This is a genomic window from Streptomyces sp. NPDC058469 (genome assembly GCF_042721125.1).
GTDB lineage: Bacteria > Actinomycetota > Actinomycetes > Streptomycetales > Streptomycetaceae > Streptomyces.
In genome coordinates this window covers 1-18932 of record NZ_JBHXME010000086.1, presented here as the reverse complement: position 1 = coordinate 18932, position 18932 = coordinate 1, and the positions used below count along the sequence as shown (strand labels likewise).

At 69.4% G+C, this 18932-nt stretch carries 13 protein-coding genes; 9 read left to right on the top strand and 4 right to left on the bottom strand.

Going from position 1 to position 18932, the window contains the following annotated elements:
- Positions 1–38 precede the first annotated feature (38 nt).
- From ACFWP5_RS30795 to ACFWP5_RS30780, 4 genes are read left to right on the top strand one after another with little or no spacing between them, the layout of a single operon-like run.
- Positions 39–2285, top strand: a complete 2247-nt coding sequence (locus ACFWP5_RS30795; RefSeq protein ID WP_384163671.1) for a 1,4-beta-glucanase — start codon at positions 39–41, stop codon at positions 2283–2285.
- Entirely contained in the window at positions 2285–4258 is a 1974-nt protein-coding gene (locus tag ACFWP5_RS30790; RefSeq protein WP_384163667.1) for a beta-galactosidase, read from the top strand. The genes ACFWP5_RS30795 and ACFWP5_RS30790 overlap by 1 nt, the downstream gene beginning before the upstream one ends.
- Positions 4255–6501, top strand: a complete 2247-nt coding sequence (locus ACFWP5_RS30785; RefSeq protein ID WP_384163664.1) for a glycoside hydrolase N-terminal domain-containing protein — start codon at positions 4255–4257, stop codon at positions 6499–6501. The genes ACFWP5_RS30790 and ACFWP5_RS30785 overlap by 4 nt, the downstream gene beginning before the upstream one ends.
- A 36-nt stretch (positions 6502–6537) precedes the next feature.
- Positions 6538–7251: a hypothetical protein gene (locus ACFWP5_RS30780; RefSeq protein WP_384163661.1), complete on the top strand. Its 714-nt coding sequence runs from the start codon at positions 6538–6540 to the stop codon at positions 7249–7251.
- 25 nt (positions 7252–7276) lie between these two features.
- Here the strand turns inward: ACFWP5_RS30780 and ACFWP5_RS30775 are convergent, their stop codons facing one another.
- The 3 genes from ACFWP5_RS30775 to ACFWP5_RS30765 form a co-directional block, all read right to left on the bottom strand.
- Positions 7277–7651, bottom strand: a complete 375-nt coding sequence (locus tag ACFWP5_RS30775; RefSeq protein WP_384163658.1) for a hypothetical protein — start codon at positions 7649–7651, stop codon at positions 7277–7279.
- Positions 7652–7760: 109 nt separating this feature from the next.
- The gene (locus tag ACFWP5_RS30770) at positions 7761–9824 is read right to left on the bottom strand and encodes a TIM-barrel domain-containing protein (protein ID WP_384163655.1); all 2064 of its coding nucleotides are present in this window, start codon (positions 9822–9824) and stop codon (positions 7761–7763) included.
- Between the two features lie 122 nt (positions 9825–9946).
- Positions 9947–10960, bottom strand: a complete 1014-nt coding sequence (locus tag ACFWP5_RS30765; protein WP_384163652.1) for a LacI family DNA-binding transcriptional regulator — start codon at positions 10958–10960, stop codon at positions 9947–9949.
- A 278-nt stretch (positions 10961–11238) separates the two neighbouring features.
- Here ACFWP5_RS30765 and ACFWP5_RS30760 point away from each other — a divergent pair, with 278 nt between their 5' ends.
- On the top strand, positions 11239–12048 hold the full coding sequence (locus tag ACFWP5_RS30760; protein WP_384163649.1) for an endo-1,4-beta-glucanase: 810 nt from the start codon (positions 11239–11241) through the stop codon (positions 12046–12048).
- A 111-nt stretch (positions 12049–12159) separates the two neighbouring features.
- Positions 12160–14091 (top strand): acyl-CoA dehydrogenase family protein, encoded by a 1932-nt coding sequence (locus tag ACFWP5_RS30755; protein ID WP_384163646.1) that lies wholly within the window; start codon positions 12160–12162, stop codon positions 14089–14091.
- Positions 14092–14098: 7 nt separating this feature from the next.
- Here the strand turns inward: ACFWP5_RS30755 and ACFWP5_RS30750 are convergent, their stop codons facing one another.
- On the bottom strand, positions 14099–14548 hold the full coding sequence (locus tag ACFWP5_RS30750; protein WP_384163643.1) for a lamin tail domain-containing protein: 450 nt from the start codon (positions 14546–14548) through the stop codon (positions 14099–14101).
- Between the two features lie 188 nt (positions 14549–14736).
- On the opposite strand from ACFWP5_RS30750, the gene dxr reads away from it, so the two are divergent.
- From dxr to ispG, 3 genes are all read left to right on the top strand, one after another.
- On the top strand, positions 14737–16005 hold the full coding sequence (gene dxr, locus ACFWP5_RS30745; protein ID WP_384163640.1) for a 1-deoxy-D-xylulose-5-phosphate reductoisomerase: 1269 nt from the start codon (positions 14737–14739) through the stop codon (positions 16003–16005).
- A gap of 8 nt (positions 16006–16013) precedes the next feature.
- Entirely contained in the window at positions 16014–17306 is a 1293-nt protein-coding gene (locus tag ACFWP5_RS30740; protein ID WP_384163724.1) for a M50 family metallopeptidase, read from the top strand.
- 168 nt (positions 17307–17474) lie between these two features.
- Positions 17475–18632 carry a flavodoxin-dependent (E)-4-hydroxy-3-methylbut-2-enyl-diphosphate synthase gene (gene ispG / locus ACFWP5_RS30735; protein WP_384163637.1) on the top strand — a complete coding sequence of 386 codons (1158 nt, stop codon included), beginning with the start codon at positions 17475–17477 and terminating at the stop codon, positions 18630–18632.
- Positions 18633–18932 lie beyond the last annotated feature (300 nt).

The following is an 18932-nucleotide window of genomic DNA, read 5'->3' as shown; positions in this document are numbered from 1 at the left end:
AAATCCCCTGACCGTTTCTTCGTAGAGCGAGGTATGTCATGCGCGCGTCCAATATGAGTCGGCGTGTCGTTCTCGCGGGCACCGCAGCCGTCGCCGCGCTCACCAGCGTGCCGCTCCTCACGACGAGAGCGCAGGCAGCGGAAGCCCCCTCCTATCGCTGGCGCAATGCCGCAATCGGCGGAACCGGATTCGTCACCGGTGTTCTCTTCCACCCCTCCGTCCGGGGTCTCGCCTACGCCCGTACCGACATCGGTGGTGCCTACCGCTGGGACGACCGGGTCGCGCGCTGGACCCCGCTCACCGATCAACTCGGGTGGGACGACTGGAACCTCCTCGGCGTGGAGGCACTCGCCGTCGACCCCGCGCACCCGGAACGGCTGTACCTCGCCGTCGGTGCCTACGCCCAGTCCTGGGCCGGCAACGGTGCCGTACTCCGCTCCGACGACCGGGGCACGACCTGGACCCGCACCGACCTCGCCGTGAAGCTCGGCGGCAACGAGGACGGACGTGGCGCGGGGGAGCGGTTGCTTGTCGACCCGCGTGAGAGTGACACCCTGTGGCTCGGCACCCGGCACGACGGGCTGCTCAAGTCGACCGACCGTGGCGCCACTTGGGCAGCTGCGACCGGTTTCCCAGCGACCGCCGGCGCCTCCGGGCAAGGCGTCACCTTCCTCGTCGCCGTCGGTCGTGCCGTCTACGCCGGGTGGGGTGACGGCGACGGGACCGCTACCGCCGTCAACCTCTACCGCACCACCGACGGCACCTCCTGGACCGCCGTCCCCGCGCAGCCCACCGGCACCTCCGCCAAGGTCCCGATCCGCGCCGCGTACGACACCCGCGCCCGCGAGCTGTACGTGACGTACGCCGACGCCCCCGGGCCCAACGGCCAGTCCGCTGGCAGTGTGCACAAGTTGGCCGTCGCCAGCGGGACTTGGAGCGAGGTCACGCCGGTGAAGCCGGGCGGGACCACGACTGGGGGCACCGCCCGCTCGAGCGAAGCCGAGAGCGGGGGAGGGTCCAGTGACACCTTCGGCTACGGCGGAGTCGCCGTCGATGCCCGTCGCGCCGGCACCGTCGTCGTCTCCACCAACAACCGCTGGGCGGCCGTCGACACCCTGTACCGGACCACCGACGGCGGCCGTACCTGGACGTCCCTCAAGGACACCGCTGTCTTCGACGTGTCCGAGACTCCTTTCCTCAAGTGGGGTGCGGACCAGCCGAAGTTCGGCTGGTGGATCCAGGCCGTGGCCGTCGACCCGTACGACTCGAAGCACGTCGTCTACGGCACCGGCGCCACGCTCTACGGCACCCGTGACCTCACCCACTGGGCGCCGCGGATCCGTGGCCTGGAGGAGACGTCCGTGATCCAGCTGATCTCGCCCCCGGTCGGGGAGGCGCACCTGATCAGCGCCTCGCGGGACATCGGCGTGATGTACCACGAGCGGCTCACGGCGTCTCCGTCGCGCGGCATGGCGACGAACCCCGTGTTCGGGTCGGCGACGGGAATCGCGCAGGCCGCGGGCAGGCCGTCGTACGTCGTCCGCACGGGCTTCGGCGACAACGGCAACGGCGCGTACTCCCGCGACGGCGGGCGGAGCTGGGCGCCCTTCGCTGCCCAGCCCGACATCGCCGGGGACTCACCGGGGCCGATCGCCACCAGCGCCGACGGCGGTACGCTGCTGTGGTCCTTCGTGCACTGGGACGGCACGAAGTACGCAGCCCACCGCTCGGCGGACAACGGCGCGACCTGGTCCGAGGTCTCCTCCTTCCCGAAGGGCGCCACGCCGGTCGCCGACCCGGCCGACCCGACGCTCTTCTACGCATACGACACCGACACAGGAACGCTATACGCCAGCACTGACAGTGGCGTCTCGTTCACTGCGCGTGCGGATGGGCTGCCCTCCGGCGACAGTCAGTTCCAGCTGGCCGCGGCGCCGGGGCGGTCCGGTGACCTGTGGTTGAGCGTCAAGTGGAACGGGCTCTACCGGTCCCTCGACGGCGGCACGAGCTTCTCGAAGGTCGCCAGTTGCTGGGCCTCCTACACCCTCGGCTTCGGCAGACCCGCCCCCGGCGCCGACTACCCGGCGATCTATCAAGTCGGCTCCACCGAGACCATCACCGCCGTCTACCGCTCCGACGACGAGGCCAAGACCTGGACGCGCATCAACGACGACCAGCATCAGTGGGGTTGGACCGGGCAGGCCATCGCCGGTGACCCGCGCGTCCACGGGCGTGTGTACCTCGCCACCAACGGGCGCGGCATCCAGTACGGGGAGCAGATCTGATGCCTCAACTCGGTGACGCCACGCGCGGGCGCATCCTCTTCGGCGGTGACTACAACCCCGAGCAGTGGCCCGAGGAGACCTGGCACGAGGACGTCCGGCTGATGAAGGACGCCGGCGTCAACTCCGTCACCCTCGGCGTCTTCTCCTGGGCCAGGCTCGAACCCGAGCCGGGGGCACGGGAGTTCGGCTGGCTCGACCGGCTGATGGACCTGATGCAGGCAGGCGGCATCGGCGTCGTCCTCGCCACCCCGACCTCCTCCCCGCCCCCGTGGCTCGGCCGCCTCCACCCGGAGACGCTGCCCCGCGACGCGGACGGCCGTATCGAATGGTGGGGCGGACGGCAGCACTTCTCGCACTCCAGCGCCGTCTACCGGAGTCACGCCGCCGCCATCACCGAGGCCCTGGCCGCCCGTTACGGCGGCCACCCCGCCCTCACGATGTGGCACATCAACAACGAGTACTGCACCTTCGACTACGGCGACGAGGCCGCCGTCGCCTTCCGCGGCTGGCTGCGCGCGAAGTACGGCACGCTCGATTCCCTCAACTCGGCCTGGGGTACGGCCTTTTGGAGCCAGGGCTACGACACCTGGGACGGCATTCTGCCCCCGCGTCACGCCCACTACCTCAACAACCCCACCCACGCGCTCGACTTCCGGCGCTTCACCTCCGACATGCTCCTGGAGTGCTACACCGCCGAGCGGGACATCGTCCGCCGGCACACCCCGCACATCCCGGTCACCACCAACTTCATGCCGTTGTGGGTGGGGCAGGACGGCTGGCGCTGGTCCGAGGAGGAGGACGTCGTCTCGGTCGATCTGTATCCCGACCCCCGGGACCCCCTCGGAGCCCAAAGTGCCGCGCTCGTCCAGGACTTGACGCGCTCCCAGGCGGGCGGCGGCCCTTGGATGCTCATGGAGCAGGCCGCCGGACCGGTCAACTGGCGCGGCGTGAACCACCCGAAGCCACGCGGCCTCAACCGGCTCTGGTCCCTCCAGGCCGTGGCCCGGGGAGCCGACGCCGTCTGCTACTTCCAGTGGCGTCAATCCCGGCAGGGCGCCGAGAAGTTCCACTCCGGGATGCTCAGCCACGCGGGCGAGCGGGGCCGCACCTTCCAGGAAGTGAAGCAGCTCGGCGCCGAACTCTCCCGCATCGGCCACGAGGTGACGGACACTCACATCACGGCCGACGTCGCGATCGTCCACGACTGGAACGCCTGGTGGGCCGGCGCGCAGGACGGCCGTCTCTCCACCGAGGTCGACTACCCGGAAGTCCTCCGCGCCTGGCACCGTGCCCTCTGGGAGTCCCACCTCACCACCGACTTCGCTCACCCCGAACACGACCTGTCCGCCTACAAGTTGGTGGTCGTTCCCCAGCTCTACCTCCTCACGGACACCGCGATCGACAACCTTCTCGCGTACGTCCAGGGCGGCGGCACCCTCGTATCCGGCTTCCTCACCGGCATCGCCGACGAGGACGACCGGGTACGCCCCGGCGGCATGGACGCCCGTCTCCGCGAACTGTTCGGCATCCGCACGCTGCACGAATGGTGGCCGCTGGACGCGGGGGAGACGGTCGAGTGCGAGGGATTTCGCGGGACGCTCTGGTCGGAGGAGATCGAGCCCGAGGGCGACAACGTCGACGAGGTAATTGCCTACAAGGGCGGGGAGTTGGACGGCTTCCCCGCCGTCCTGCGCACGGGAAGATCCTGGTACGTCTCGACGCTTCCCGAGCCGCACGCGCTGCGCGGCCTGCTCGCCCGTATCGCCGCCAACGCGGGCGCCCGTCCTGTGCTCGCCGGGCTCCCGTTGGGCGTCGAGGCGGTACGACGTGGAGAGTCGCTGTTCCTGCTCAACCACGGCCGAGACCCGGTAACCGTCGAACTCCCGGGCATCCACCGTGACTTGCTCACCGACGCGACCGTCGAGGGCGAGGTCACCCTCGGTCGCTATGGGGTGGCGGTGCTGCGACCATGAACGCCGAACCCGCGACCGGCGGACCCGTGCACGGCACCTGGGAACTCCTCCCCGCCACCCGCTGGGAAGACGCCTACCTCAGCGGCAACGGCCACCACGGCGTCCTCGTGTTCGGTGATCCGAACGACGACCGCGTCATCGTCACCCACCACACCCTCGTCCGCCCGAACGGCGCCGAACACGCCAGGCCCCCACGCCTCGCCGCCGAACTCCCCGGACTCCAGGCCCGGTTGCTCGCCGGTGACCTCGCCGCCGCCGAGGATTTCACGGACGGCCGCCCGCTCCAGTGGGTGCAGCCCTTCCATCCGGCGTTCCAGATACGGCTGCGCAGGCCGTCCGGCACGGCAGGAGGCGACTATCGGCGTTCCGTCGACTTCACCACCGGCGAGGCCGCCGCCACCCGCGAGGGCACCGACACTCACACAGACTGGCGCAGCCGCGTCTTCGTCTCCCGCGCCGACGACGTCATCGTCCAGCACATCACGGCCCCCGAACTCACCCTCGACCTCGCCCAGGACCACCAACTCCCGGGTGCGCCAGCAGGGTTGGGCGTCGGCCACGGCACGCTCCTCACTCCCGACGGCGCCCTGCTCACCCTCCGCGTCCGCTACCCCGACAGCGACCGCGCGTACACCGGCGTCACCCTCGCCGTGGTCACCGGTGGTACAACGCGGCTCGCCTCAGCCGGAGTTCGGATCGCCGGGGCCACCGAGGTCCTCCTCCTCACCCGAGTCCGGCGCCACACCGGCGAGCTGGATGTCGTAGAAGAGACCCGTGCTCTAAGGGAGTTGATCGACGAGGGGCCGCTCTCCTACGACTTCCTCCTCGACCGTCACCTCGCCCCGCACCGCACGGCCTACGCCCGTGTCACTCTCGACCTGCACGCCGACGACGCCGAACGCGCTCTCCCGGGCACCGAGTTGCTGAAGCGCACCCGCAGCCCTGCCCTCCTCGAACGGCTCTTCGCCGCCGGTCGGTACCACCTCCTCTCCTCCAGCGGACTGCTCCCGCCCCGGCTCACCGGACTGTGGACCGGCGACTGGAACACGGCCTGGTCAGGGGCGTTCACCAACGACGCGAACCTCAACCTCCAGACCGCCTCCGCCGTGAGTGCCGCCCTCCCCGAAGTCACCGACGCTCTGGATTCCCTGATCCACCGTCAACTCGGCGACTGGCGGGAGAACGCCCGTGCCGTCTTCGGCGCCCGGGGTGTCGTCGCGCCCGCGCACAGCGACGGGGAGTCCGGGCTGTCCTACCACTTCAGCCGTGAGTACCCGCTGCACCTGTGGACCGCGGGCGCGGACTGGCTGCTCAAGCCGCTCGTCGACCACGATGAGACGCGCGGCGCGCGCGATCCGCGTACCGCCTCCGCACTTGCCGAAGTCGCCCTGTTCTACGAGGACTTCCTCACCCGCAGCGACCCCGAGGGCAACCTGGTCGTCGTCCCCTCCTACTCGCCCGAGAACCGGCCCGCGAACGCCAACGCCAGTTGGGGCGCGGTCAACGCGGCGATGGACCTCTCCGCAGCCCGGCACGCGCTCCACACGGCCGCCGCATACCACCCGGGCACCCCGGAGGCCCTCCGTTGGCGTGCCCTCGCCGACCGGATCCCGCCGCACCGTGTCAACGCGGACGGTGCCCTCGCCGAATGGGCATGGCCGGGGCTGGAGGACACCTACGACCACCGCCACCTCAGTCACCTCTACGGTGTCTGGCCCCTCGACGAGATCAACCCGTACGACACCCCGCAGCTCGCCGCAGCCGCGCACCGCGCTCTCCAACTCCGGGGCGCCGAGAACGACTCCGCGCACGGACACCTCCACCACGCGCTCGTCGCCGCCCGGCTCCGGGACAGTGAACGGGTCGCGCACGCCCTCGGCCAGGTCCTCGACGGCGACTTCTTCCACGCCTCGCTGATGAGCGCGCACTACCCGAACCGCGACGTCTACAACGCGGACGCCGCGCACGCCCTGCCCGGCGTGGTCGTCGAGGCGCTCGTGCAGTCCACCCCGGACCGGCTGGTCCTGCTGCCCGCGCTGCCGGCGGCGTATCCGCACGGTCAACTCACCGGCGTACGCACGAGGTTCGGGGCGGAGGTCGATCTGAGCTGGGCGCCCCATTCCGCCACGGCGCTGATCAGGCCGTCCCGTACCCACCGCGTCGAACTCCGGACTTCCTCCGGCACGGAGCCGCTCGACCTCGTCGCCGGAGAAGACCGCGTCCTCACCCTGGGGGCGCGGTAGCCACTCGCACCTCCCCCCACCCATGGAAGGGACACCATGGCAACACGCAAGCTGGGCCGTGCCATCACGGCCGTTCTCGCCCCCGCCCTCGCGCTCGGCGCCACCGTCGCCCTCGCCTCGGCCCCCGCCTCCGCCGCCGTCTGGAGCTCCTGCGACCAGTGGGGCACCACGACCCTGAACGGCTACACGCTCTACAACGACATCTGGGGCTCCGGCGCCGGCAGCCAGTGCATCTGGGCCAACTCCGGTACCAACTGGGGCGTCAACGCGAACCACCCCAACACCGGTGGCATCAAGGCCTACCCCAACGCCAAGAAGGTGATCAACAAGTCGATCACTTCGCTCGGTTCGCTGTCCAGCAGCTACAACGTCTCGGTCCCGTCGTCCGGCGCGTACAACACGTCGTACGACATCTGGGACACCAACTACGACTACGAGATCATGCTCTGGATGAACAAGACCGGCGCCGTCGGCCCGCTCGGCACCTCGCAGGGCACCCTCACGCTGGGCGGTCACACCTGGACCGTCTACAAGGGCAACAACGGCGCCAACGACGTGTTCTCGTTCGTACGCACCTCGAACTCCAGCTCCGGCACGGTCAACGTCCTGCCGATCCTCAAGTGGATCAAGGACACCAAGGGCTGGTTCGGCAACGTGACCATCGGGGACCTGCAGTTCGGCTTCGAGATCACGTCCTCGTCCGGCGGCCTGGCCTTTACCACCAACAGCGAGAGCGTCACCAGTAGTTGACCCACCCGGTACGACGGCACTCCGCTCAGCCGCCCGGTCCCCGCACTCCGCGAGGGCCGGGCGGCGCCACGACCAGTGCGGCGACCCAGCAGCCGAGGGCGGCCGGCGCGAGAGCGCCCACCGCCGGGTTGATGTATCCGGGGACCGTGTCGGAGACGAAGCTGCCGCCGTCCTTCGTCTTGCAGACGAACCGAAGCGGGACGAAGTCCACCGAGTAGCCGGTGACACTCAACACCCGTTCGTCGTACTGCCAGTTGGCCGTGCGACAGGGCCGCAGGGGAGCGGAGTCGGTGCCACCGTCCCCTACCTCCAGCAACGCGCCCATGAGGTTGAGCAGACCCCAGAGGTACAGGGCGAGAGCGACCAGGCCCGCCGCGCCGGCGAGCTTGCGTAAGACCATCGGAGGAGTCCAGCAGAACAAGATCGGCACGGCTGTGACGGAGGCCACAGTTCCGCGCAACGGAAGCGTCACGGCCTGGAGGGGAGGCCAACCTCCCCTCCAGGGACCGCTACTCCGCGACCGGCAACGTCGCCCCGTCCCGCAGGAACAGCGGAATCCGGTCCAGCGGGGCGTCGACCGTGACCGCCGTACCGCCCTCGTACGTCTCGCCCGTCCACGCGTCCGTCCACCACGCGCCCGCCGGGAGGTACGCCGTACGGACCGTGGCGCCCGCTGTCAGCACCGGGGCGACCAGCAGGTGCGGGCCGAAGAGGTACGCGTCGTCGACCGACCAGGTCGCCGGATCCGCCGGGAACTCCAGGAACAGCGGCCGCATCACCGGCAGCCCCTCCTCGTGCGCGGCGCGCATCACGTCCAGGACGTACGGCTTCAGGCGCTCGCGCAGCCGCAGGTACTTCTCCAGGATCGGGAGGGCCCGATCGCCGTACGACCAGACCTCGTTGGGGCCGCCGGTCATGTCGGGGCCCAGCGGCATGCCCGGGTCGCGGAAGCCGTGCAGGCGCATCAGCGGGGACAGCGCGCCGAACTGGAACCAGCGGACCATGACTTCCTGGTACGCCGGGTCGTCCGGGTCGCCGCCGTGGAAGCCGCCGATGTCCGTGTTCCACCAAGGGATGCCGGACAGCGCGGTGTTGAGCCCCGCGGCGATCTGGCGGCGCAGGGTCGGGAAGTCGGTGCCGATGTCGCCCGACCAGAGGGCGGCGCCGTGGCGCTGACTGCCCGCCCATGCCGAGCGGTTGAGGGTGATGATCTCGTCGTCCCCGGCGCCCGAGGCACGCAACCCCTCGGAGAACGTACGGGAGTTCTCGGCCGGGTAGAGGTTGCCGACCTCCAGGCCCGGGCCCGCCCAGTAGCGCAGGTTCTCCTGGAAGCCGGGCTTCAGCTCGGGCTCGCAGGCGTCCAGCCAGAAGGCCGTGATGCCGTACGGCACAAGGTAGTTGTCGCGGATCTTCGACCACAGGAACGCGCGGGCCTCGGGGTTCGTGGCGTCGTAGAAGGCCACCTGGACCGTGGACGCGACCCCCTTGTCCGGCCAGTCGGCGTGGGCCATCGGGCCGTACTGGGTGCCGATGAGGTAGCCGCGCTGTTCCAGTACCCCGTGGTTCTCGCTGAGCGGGGACACCGACGGCCAGACGCTCACCACCAACTTCACGCCCAGCTCGTCCAGTTCACGGACCATCGCCGCCGGGTCGGGCCACTCGGCCGGGTCGAACTTCCAGTCGCCCAGGTGCGTCCAGTGGAAGAAGTCGCAGACGATGGCGGAGAGGGGCAGTTCCCGGCGCTTGTACTCCCGTGCCACGGCGAGGAGTTCGGCCTGGGTGCGGTAGCGCAGCTTGCACTGCCAGAAGCCCGCCGCCCACTTGGGCAGCATCGGCGTACGGCCCGTCACCGCGCTGTAGCGGCGCTGGCCGTCGGCCGGGTCGCCCGCGGTGATCCAGTAGTCGATCTGCCGGGCCGAATCGGCAACCCAGCGCGTGCCGTTGCCGGCCAGTTCCACGCGGCCGATCGCCGGGTTGTTCCACAGCAGGGTGTAGCCGCGGCTGGAGACGAGCACGGGGATGCCGACCTCGGCGTTGCGCTGGACCAGGTCGAGTACCAGGCCCTTCTGGTCCAGCTTCCCGTGCTGGTGCTGGCCGAGGCCGTACAGCTTCTCGTCCTCGTACGCGGCGAAGCGCTGCTCCAGGCGGTGGTGGCCGTTGCCGACCGCCGTGTAGAGGCGCGAGCCGGGCCACCAGAAGTGGGCGCGGGCCTCGGCCAGAAGTTCGGTGGAGTCGTCGGTGCGCAGGAAGCGGATCAGGCCATCGGCGTCGACCTCGACGGTCAACTTGCCCACGGTCAGGGTCCCTTGACCGTCCTCGATCTTGACGGTGGCCTCGGTGAGCGGCGCCTCGTCCAGGAGCGCGCCCGGCAGCCCGTCGAGCAGCGGACCGCCGAGCCGGGCCCTGACCCGTACCGCGTCCGGGCCCCACGGTTCGATCCGCAGGGTCTCCTGACGGCCGCTCCACTCCAGCGCGCCGTCCCGCTCACGGAAGGTGCCGACGGTGGGCGACGACTGCGCGAGGCTTACCGCACCCGCGCCCTGGCTGATCTGGTTTTCGGCAGGCTGATTCACGAGAGGGCTCCTGTGAGGAGAGCAGACGGAGGAGTGCGGACAGAGGTGTGCGGGCAGACGAGTGCGCGGACATGGCGGTGCCCTGGCGGCGGCACAGGGGTGGTGCTCTGAGGTCGGAAGGGTCAGGACGCGGCGGGTGCCGGCCCCGTACTCGCCCGCACCGTCAACTCCGGTGCGATCAGCACGACTTCGTCACTGCCGCGGCCATCCAGCTTGGCCACCAGGTGCTCCACGGCGTAACGGCCCATCTCCTGCGCGGGGATGGCGACGGACGTCAGCCGCACCGAGGCCTGGACGGCGACCTGGTCGGGGCAGACCGCGACCACCGACACGTCCTCCGGCACGGCCCGGCCCTGCTGGCGCAGCAGGGCGAGCAGCGGCTCGACCGCCGACTCGTTCTGCACGACGAAGCCCGTGGTGCCGGGGCGTTCGTCGAAGATCCGGGCCAGGGTCATCGTCATCGCGTCGTACCCGCCCTCGCACGGACGGTGCAGCACCCGCAGGCCCAACTCCCTTGCCCGGGACCGGAGTCCGTCGAGGGTGCGCTCGGCGAAACCGGTGTGCCGCTCGTAGACGGCGGGCGCCTCGCCGATGACAGCGATGTCCTGGTGGCCCAGCTTGGCGAGATGCTCGACGCACAGCGCGCCGGTCGCCCCGAAGTCGAGGTCCACGCAGGTCAGTCCGGTGGTGTCGGCGGGCAGCCCGATCAGCACGGACGGCTGGTCGGTGCCGCGCAGTAACGGCAGCCGCTCGTCGTCGAGTTCGACGTCCATCAGGATCATCGCGTCGGCGAGTCCGCTGCCGGTGACCCGGCGCACCGCGTCGGGACCCTCCTCGCCGGTGAGCAGCAGCACGTCGTAGCCGTGCAGGCGGGCGGTGGTCGCCACGGCGATGGCGATCTCCATCATCACCGGCACGTACATGTCCGTGCGCAGCGGCACCATCAGCGCGATGATGTTCGACCTGCTGCTGGCCAGGGCGCGGGCGCCCGCGTTCGGGTGGTAGCCCAGCTCGCGGATGCTCTGCTCGACCCGCTGCCGGGTGGCTCCGGAGATGGACCGCTTGCCGCTGAGGACATAGCTCACCGTGCTCGCCGAGACTCCGGCATGCTGGGCGACCTCGGCGAGGGTGACCATCCAGCTCTCCAAGCTTTGTGAAGCGCTTCGACAGTGCGCGTTGCTGACAAGGGCGAGTGAGGGTGGTTCGACATTAGCTTCAGGCGGTGTGGGTGTCCATAGGTTGTCGAAGCGCTTCGACACTTTCTCGAAACGCCGGGCTCGACTGTTCGGGAAACCCCGGCTCGGCGAGATTCCCCGCGCCGGGAAGGCAACCTCCGGGCGGGTCGGCGGCCACTGAGAGGTCGTAGCGGCCGCTGACGGGCCGTAGACGAACCGTCCCCCGGAAGGACCCCTGCATGCAACACCGCAGACCCCGCCTCTCGAAGAAGGCGAAGGTGCTCGCCGCCGCCTCGGTCGCGCTCACGGCCGTGGCCGGTGTCACCGTCGCCCAGGCGGGTGAGTCGAGCGAGAAGTGCACGGCCGACGACACCGTCACGCTCGGCAAGTACTACGTCAACAACAACCAGTGGGGGCGAGACAAGGCCACCGGCAGCCAGTGCGTGTGGGACAACTCCCGGTCGGGGTCCACCATTTCGTGGGGTACGTCCTTCGGCTGGGCCAACAACGGCAAGGGCACCGACGCCGATGTGAAGTCGTTCGCGAGTACCGTCCTCGGCTGGCACTGGGGCTGGAAGGTCGACAAGGCGACCACCGGGCTGCCGATCCGGGTCGGTGACCGGAAGAGCGTGAGGACCGGCTGGGACTTCTCGCTCAGTAGCAACCCCGGCACGCTCGACGTCGCGTACGACCTGTGGCTGCACTCCAAGAACACCGCCGACTGGGCCGACCAGCCCACCGACGAGATCATGATCTGGCTCGACCGGCAGGGCGGCGCGGGCCCGCTCGGCACCAAGTTCGGCAGCGTCAGTCTCGACGGCGCCATGTGGGACATCTACCAGGGGAACATCGGCTGGAACGTGTACTCCTTCGTCCGGCAGACCAACACCACCACGGCCACCCTGAACATCGACGACTTCACCCAGGCCCTGGTCCGGCGCAAGCTGCTGAGCGACGACAAGTACGTCTCCGGCATCGAGTCCGGCACCGAGGTCTTCAAGGGCTCCGGCCGCCTTGACACAAAGTCGTACTCCGTCGATATCGGCTGAACGGACGCGCGAGGGGTGGCCGCTTCGCGGTGGATCGGGTACATACGATCGGGTAGCACCCGTCGGTAACCGCCATGGTCCGAGGGCCCGATTCGCGGCGAGGTGAGCCTCATGTCCGCTCCATCCAGCAAACCCACCGTCACCGAGCGGGAAGCCCGGCAGGTGGCGGAAGCGGCCAGGGAACAGGACTGGCGCAAGCCCAGCTTCGCCAAGGAACTGTTCCTCGGTCGTTTCCGCCTCGACCTGATCCACCCCCACCCCCTTCCGGCCGACGAGGACGCCCGGCGCGGCGAGGAGTTCCTCGCGAAGCTGCGCGTCTTCTGCGAGACGCAGATCGACGCCGCCCTGATCGAACGCGAGGCGCGCATCCCCGACGAGGTCATCAGCGGCCTCAAGGAGATCGGCGCCCTCGGCATGAAGATCGACACCAAGTACGGCGGCCTCGGCCTCACCCAGGTGTACTACAACAAGGCGCTGGCCCTCGCGGGCTCCGCCTGCCCCGCGGTCGGCGTGCTGCTGTCGGCCCACCAGTCGATCGGCGTACCGCAGCCGCTGAAGCTGTTCGGCACGGACGAGCAGAAGGCGGAGTTCCTGCCCCGCTGCGCCCGCACCGACATCAGCGCCTTCCTGCTCACCGAACCGGACGTCGGCTCCGACCCGGCGCGGCTCGCGACCAGCGCGGTGCCGGACGGGGACGCGTACGTCCTCGATGGGGTGAAGCTCTGGACCACGAACGGCGTGATCGCCGACCTCCTGGTCGTGATGGCCAGGGTGCCGAAGAGCGAGGGCCACAAGGGCGGCATCACAGCCTTCGTCGTGGAGACCGACTCGCCCGGCATCACCGTCGAGAACCGCAATGCCTTCATGGGCCTGCGCGGCATCGAGAACGGCGTCACCCGCTTCCACCAGGTCAGGGTCCCGGCGGCCAACCGCATCGGCCCCGAGGGCGCGGGCCTGAAGATCGCGCTCACCACCCTCAACACCGGCCGCCTCTCGCTGCCCGCGTCCTGCGTCGCGGCCGGCAAGTGGTGCCTGAAGATCGCCCGCGAGTGGTCGGCGGCACGTGAGCAGTGGGGCAGGCCGATCGCCGAGCACGAGGCCGTGGGCGCGAAGATCTCCTTCATCGCGGCGACGACCTTCGCCCTGGAGGCCGTACTCGACCTGTCCTCGCAGATGGCGGACGAGGACCGCAACGACATCCGCATCGAGGGCGCGCTGGCCAAGCTCTTCTCCTCCGAGATGGGCTGGCTGATGGCCGACGAACTGGTCCAGATCCGCGGCGGCCGCGGCTTCGAGACCGCCGAGTCCCTCGCGGCCCGCGGCGAGCGGGCGGTCCCCGCCGAACAGGTCCTGCGCGACCTCCGTATCAACCGCATCTTCGAGGGCTCGACGGAGATCATGCACCTCCTGATCGCCCGCGAGGCCGTCGACGCCCACCTCAAGGTCGCCGGCGACCTCATCGACCCGGACAAGTCCCTGCAGGACAAGGCGAAGGCGGGCGCCAACGCGGGCGTCTTCTACGCCAAGTGGCTCCCGAAGCTGGTCGCGGGCAGCGGCCAACTCCCGGGCACCTACGGCGAGTTCCGCCACGACGTCGACCTCTCCCGGCACCTTCGCTACGTCGAACGCGGCGCGCGCAAACTCGCCCGCTCGACCTTCTACGCCATGTCCCGCTGGCAGGGCCGCATGGAGACCAAGCAGGGCTTCCTGGGCCGGATCGTCGACATCGGCGCCGAACTCTTCGCGATGAGCGCGGTCTGCGTACGGGCCGAACTCCTGCGCACCCAGGGCGATCACGGCCGCGAGGCCTACCAACTCGCCGACGCCTTCTGCGAACAGTCCCGCATCCGAGTCGAGGAACTCTTCGGCCGGCTGTGGACCAACACCGACGAGATCGACCACAAGGTGGTCAAGGGCGTCATGGGCGGCGCGTACACGTGGCTGGAGGAGGGCATCGTCGACCCGTCGGGCGACGGACCCTGGATCGCCGACACGACCCCGGGCCCGTCCAAGGCGGACAACCTCCACCGCCCGGTCAACTGACCCTCGTTCAGCAGTACTTGTCGCTCGGATTCCGCGTCGTCCACGAACAGGTGTCGATCTTGCTGCCGTTGGACTTCGTCAGCGTCGCCGTGTCCTTGGTGTTGTTCCAGACGTACCAGCCGCGGTTCTGGTACGTGTTCGACGCGGTGTCCGAGCCCGTGCCGGTGTGCACCTTGATGTACTTGCCGGCGCCGATCTTGATGTTCTTGAAGGTGTAGCGGTGGTTCGAGACGTCCTTCAGGACATAGCCCTTGAGTGAGATCGCCGACCTGCTGGTGTTCTTGATCTGCACCCACTCGGCGTTGAGGCTCGTGTTGGAGCCGTGGTCCGAACCCGGGCTGTCGAACCAGACGTGGTAGATCGTGACCCCGCCGGCGGCCTCGGCCGGGGTGCTGAGCAAGGTGCCGGTGAGTATCGCGGCGCCCGCGAGCGCGGGCAGGGCAGCGCGTATCCGCATGGAGAATCCCCCCAGGATGTCGTCCACTGGCCGGTCGTCCACCGGCGTAGGACTGAAGTGTTATCACAAGACCTTCACGCCGTATTCACAAAGGGGGATTTCCCTTCAATCACCGACGAGAGCTGATAAGCCACCCGCCCGAGGGAACCGCTGTCCACCCGGGCACCCGTTGCGGCAACAATGGAGGGATGAGCGACAGTCCAGCACCCCTCGCCGACCCACATCTCGTCTACGACCCCGTCGTGGGCGACGGTCCCAAGGCCCTGGTGATCCTCGGGTCCACCGGGTCCATCGGCACCCAGGCCATCGACCTGGTGCTGCGCAACCCGGACCGTTTCCGGGTCACCGCACTGTCCGCGAACGGCGGCCGGGTCGGGCTTCTCGCCGAGCAGGCGTACCAGTTGAGGGTGTCGGCGGTCGGGGTCGCCCGCGAGGACGTCGTACCGGCACTGCGCGAGGCGCTCGCCGCGCGGTACGGCGCGGGGGAGCCGCTCCCCGAGATCCTCGCCGGACCGGACGCGGCCACGCAGCTCGCCGCCTCCGACTGCCACACCGTGCTGAACGGCATCACCGGGTCCATCGGCCTCGCGCCCACCCTCGCCGCCCTGGAGGCGGGCCGCGTCCTCGCGCTCGCCAACAAGGAGTCGCTCATCGTCGGCGGCCCGCTGGTGAAGGCGCTCGCCAAGCCCGGCCAGATCATCCCGGTGGACTCCGAGCACGCGGCGCTCTTCCAGGCCCTCGCGGCCGGTACCCGCGCGGATGTCCGCAAGCTCGTCGTCACCGCGTCCGGCGGCCCCTTCCGCGGCCGTAGCAAAGCGGACCTGGGGCGGGTGACCGTGGAAGAGGCCCTCGCGCACCCCACCTGGGCGATGGGGCCGGTGATCACGATCAACTCCGCGACCCTGGTGAACAAGGGGCTCGAAGTGATCGAGGCGCACCTGCTGTACGACATTCCCTTCGATCGCATTGAGGTGGTCGTGCACCCGCAGTCGTATGTCCACTCGATGGTGGAATTCACGGACGGCTCGACACTCGCCCAGGCGACGCCCCCCGACATGGGCGGGCCCATCGCCATCGGCCTCGGCTGGCCCGAGCGGGTCCCGGACGCGGCGCCCGCGTTCGACTGGAGCAAGGCGTCGACGTGGGAGTTCTTCCCGCTCGACAACGACGCGTTCCCGTCGGTCGGCCTGGCCCGCCATGTGGGACAGCTCGCGGGCACGGCCCCGGCGGTGTTCAATGCGGCGAACGAGGAGTGCGTGGAGGCGTTCCGCGCGGGCGCGCTGCCGTTCAACGGAATCATGGAGACGGTGACACGGGTGGTCGAGGAACACGGGACACCGGCCACGGGAACTTCCCTGACCGTGCCGGACGTCCTCGAAGCGGAGACCTGGGCACGCGCCCGGGCCCGCGAACTGACAGCGCAGACGACCACGGCGAACGCGGAGGCGCGTGCATGACAGCCCTGATGATGATCCTCGGCATAGTCGTCTTCGCGGTCGGCCTGCTGGTCTCGATCGCCTGGCACGAGCTGGGGCATCTGTCCACGGCGAAGCTCTTCGGCATCCGGGTGCCCCAGTACATGGTGGGCTTCGGCCCGACCATCTGGTCCCGGCGGAAGGGCGACACCGAGTACGGGTTCAAGGCCATCCCGTTCGGCGGCTACATCCGCATGATCGGCATGTTCCCGCCAGGACCCGACGGCAGGATAGAGTCCCGCTCCACCTCGCCCTGGCGCAGCATGATCGAGGACGCCCGCTCGGCGGCCTTCGAGGAGCTGGAACCCGGCGACGAGTCCCGCCTGTTCTACACACGCAAGCCCTGGAAACGGGTCATCGTGATGTTCGCGGGCCCCTTCATGAACCTGATCCTCGCGGTGGCGCTCTTCCTCACCGTCCTGATGGGCTTCGGCATCTCGCAGCAGACCAACACGGTCAGCTCGGTCTCCGAGTGCGTCATCGCGCAGAGCCAGAACCGTGACACCTGCAAGAAGACGGACCCGGCCTCCCCGGCGGCGGCAGCGGGCCTGAAGGCGGGCGACAAGATCGTCTCGTTCAACGGTGCGAAGACGACCGACTGGAACAAGCTGTCCGACCTGATCCGCGCCACCCCCGGCAAGACGGTCCCGATCGTCGTCGAGCGCAAGGGCCAGGACCTCACCCTGCACGCGAAGATCGCGAGCAACCAGGTCGCCAAGAAGGACTCCAGCGGCCAGATCGTCCAGGGCCAGTACGTCACCGCCGGCTTCCTCGGGTTCAGCGCGGCCACCGGCATCGTCCGCCAGGACTTCGGCGACTCGCTCACCTGGATGGGAGACCGCATGGGCGAGGCCGTCGACTCCATCGCGGCCCTCCCCGGCAAGATCCCGGCCCTGTGGAACGCGGCCTTCGACGGCGCCCCCCGCCAGGCCGACTCCCCGATGGGCGTGGTCGGCGCGGCCCGCGTGGGCGGCGAGATCTTCACCCTGGACATCCCGCCCACCCAGCAACTGGCCATGGCCCTCATGCTGGTCGCCGGCTTCAACCTCTCGCTGTTCCTCTTCAACATGCTCCCGCTGCTCCCGCTCGACGGCGGGCATGTCGCGGGCGCCCTGTGGGAGGCGCTGCGACGGAACCTGGCGAAGGTGCTCAAGCGCCCGGACCCGGGCCCGTTCGACGTGGCGAAGCTGATGCCGGTGGCTTATGTGGTGGCCGGGATCTTCGTCTGCTTCACCTTGTTGGTGCTCGTGGCGGACGTGGTTAACCCGGTGAAAATCTCCTAGTCACTCCTGGTTCGCGGCGGCCTCGCATTCCTTGTGCGGGGCCGTCCTCCATTGAGTGGGTTTACCGGCGGGATGTGCCCGGGCCCGCACGGTTGACGTAATCTCGAACCCTGGAGCCCGTTGTTCCGGGACCGGGGCCTTGATCCACGACTTGGGGTTGCACAGCAGATGACTGCGATTTCTCTCGGCATTCCGTCCGTTCCGACCAGGCTCGCCGAGCGCCGCAAGAGCCGGCAGATCCAGGTCGGATCCGTGGCGGTCGGCGGCGACGCGCCGGTGTCCGTGCAGTCCATGACGACGACCCGTACGTCGGACATCGGCGCCACGCTCCAGCAGATCGCCGAACTCACCGCGTCCGGCTGCCAGATCGTCCGCGTGGCCTGCCCCACACAGGACGACGCCGACGCCCTCGCGACCATCGCCCGCAAGTCGCAGATCCCGGTCATCGCGGACATCCACTTCCAGCCGAAGTACGTCTTCGCCGCGATCGAGGCCGGCTGCGCCGCGGTCCGCGTGAACCCGGGCAACATCAAGCAGTTCGACGACAAGGTCAAGGAGATCGCGCGGGCCGCGAAGGACCACGGCACCCCGATCCGCATCGGCGTGAACGCGGGTTCGCTGGACAGCCGACTGCTGAAGAAGTACGGCAAGGCGACCCCCGAGGCACTGGCCGAGTCCGCCCTGTGGGAGGCGTCCCTCTTCGAGGAGCACGACTTCCGGGAGATCAAGATCTCGGTCAAGCACAACGACCCGGTCGTGATGGTCGAGGCGTACCGCCAGCTCGCCGCCCAGTGCGACTACCCGCTGCACCTCGGCGTCACCGAGGCGGGCCCGGCCTTCCAGGGCACGATCAAGTCGGCCGTGGCCTTCGGCGCCCTCCTCTCCCAGGGCATCGGCGCCGACATCCGCGTCTCCCTCTCCGCCCCGCCGGTCGAGGAGGTCAAGGTCGGCAACCAGATCCTGGAGTCCCTGAACCTCAGGCCCCGCCGCCTGGAGATCGTCTCCTGCCCCTCCTGCGGCCGCGCCCAGGTCGACGTCTACAAGCTGGCCGAGGAGGTCACGGCGGGCCTGGAGGGCATGGAGGTCCCGCTGCGCGTGGCCGTCATGGGCTGCGTGGTGAACGGCCCGGGCGAGGCCCGCGAGGCCGACCTCGGCGTCGCCTCCGGCAACGGTAAGGGCCAGATCTTCGTCAAGGGCGAGGTCATCAAGACCGTCCCCGAGTCGAAGATCGTGGAGACCCTCATCGAGGAAGCGATGAAGATCGCCGAACAGATGGAGGCGGACGGCGTCGCCTCCGGCGAGCCTTCGGTATCGATCGCGGGCTGAAAAGTTCTGTTGCGAGCTGAGGGTTCATGCCGGGCTGAAAAGTTCTGAGGCGAGCTGAAGGGTTCATGCCGGGCTGAAAAGTTCTGAGGCGAGCTGAAGGGTCCATGCCAGGCTGAAAAGTTCTGAGGCGGGCCGAAAGTTCCATGGCGGGGCTGAAGGTCTGCGGCGGACTGGAGGGTCCATGGCGGGCTGAAAAGTCTTGGGAGGGGCGTCACTTGTCAGCGCGGCCCGGCACCATCAGCCCGTCCGGCTTTTGAGCACGAGGCCGTCCAGGCCGACAGCGGGGGCCTGGGGGCGGCA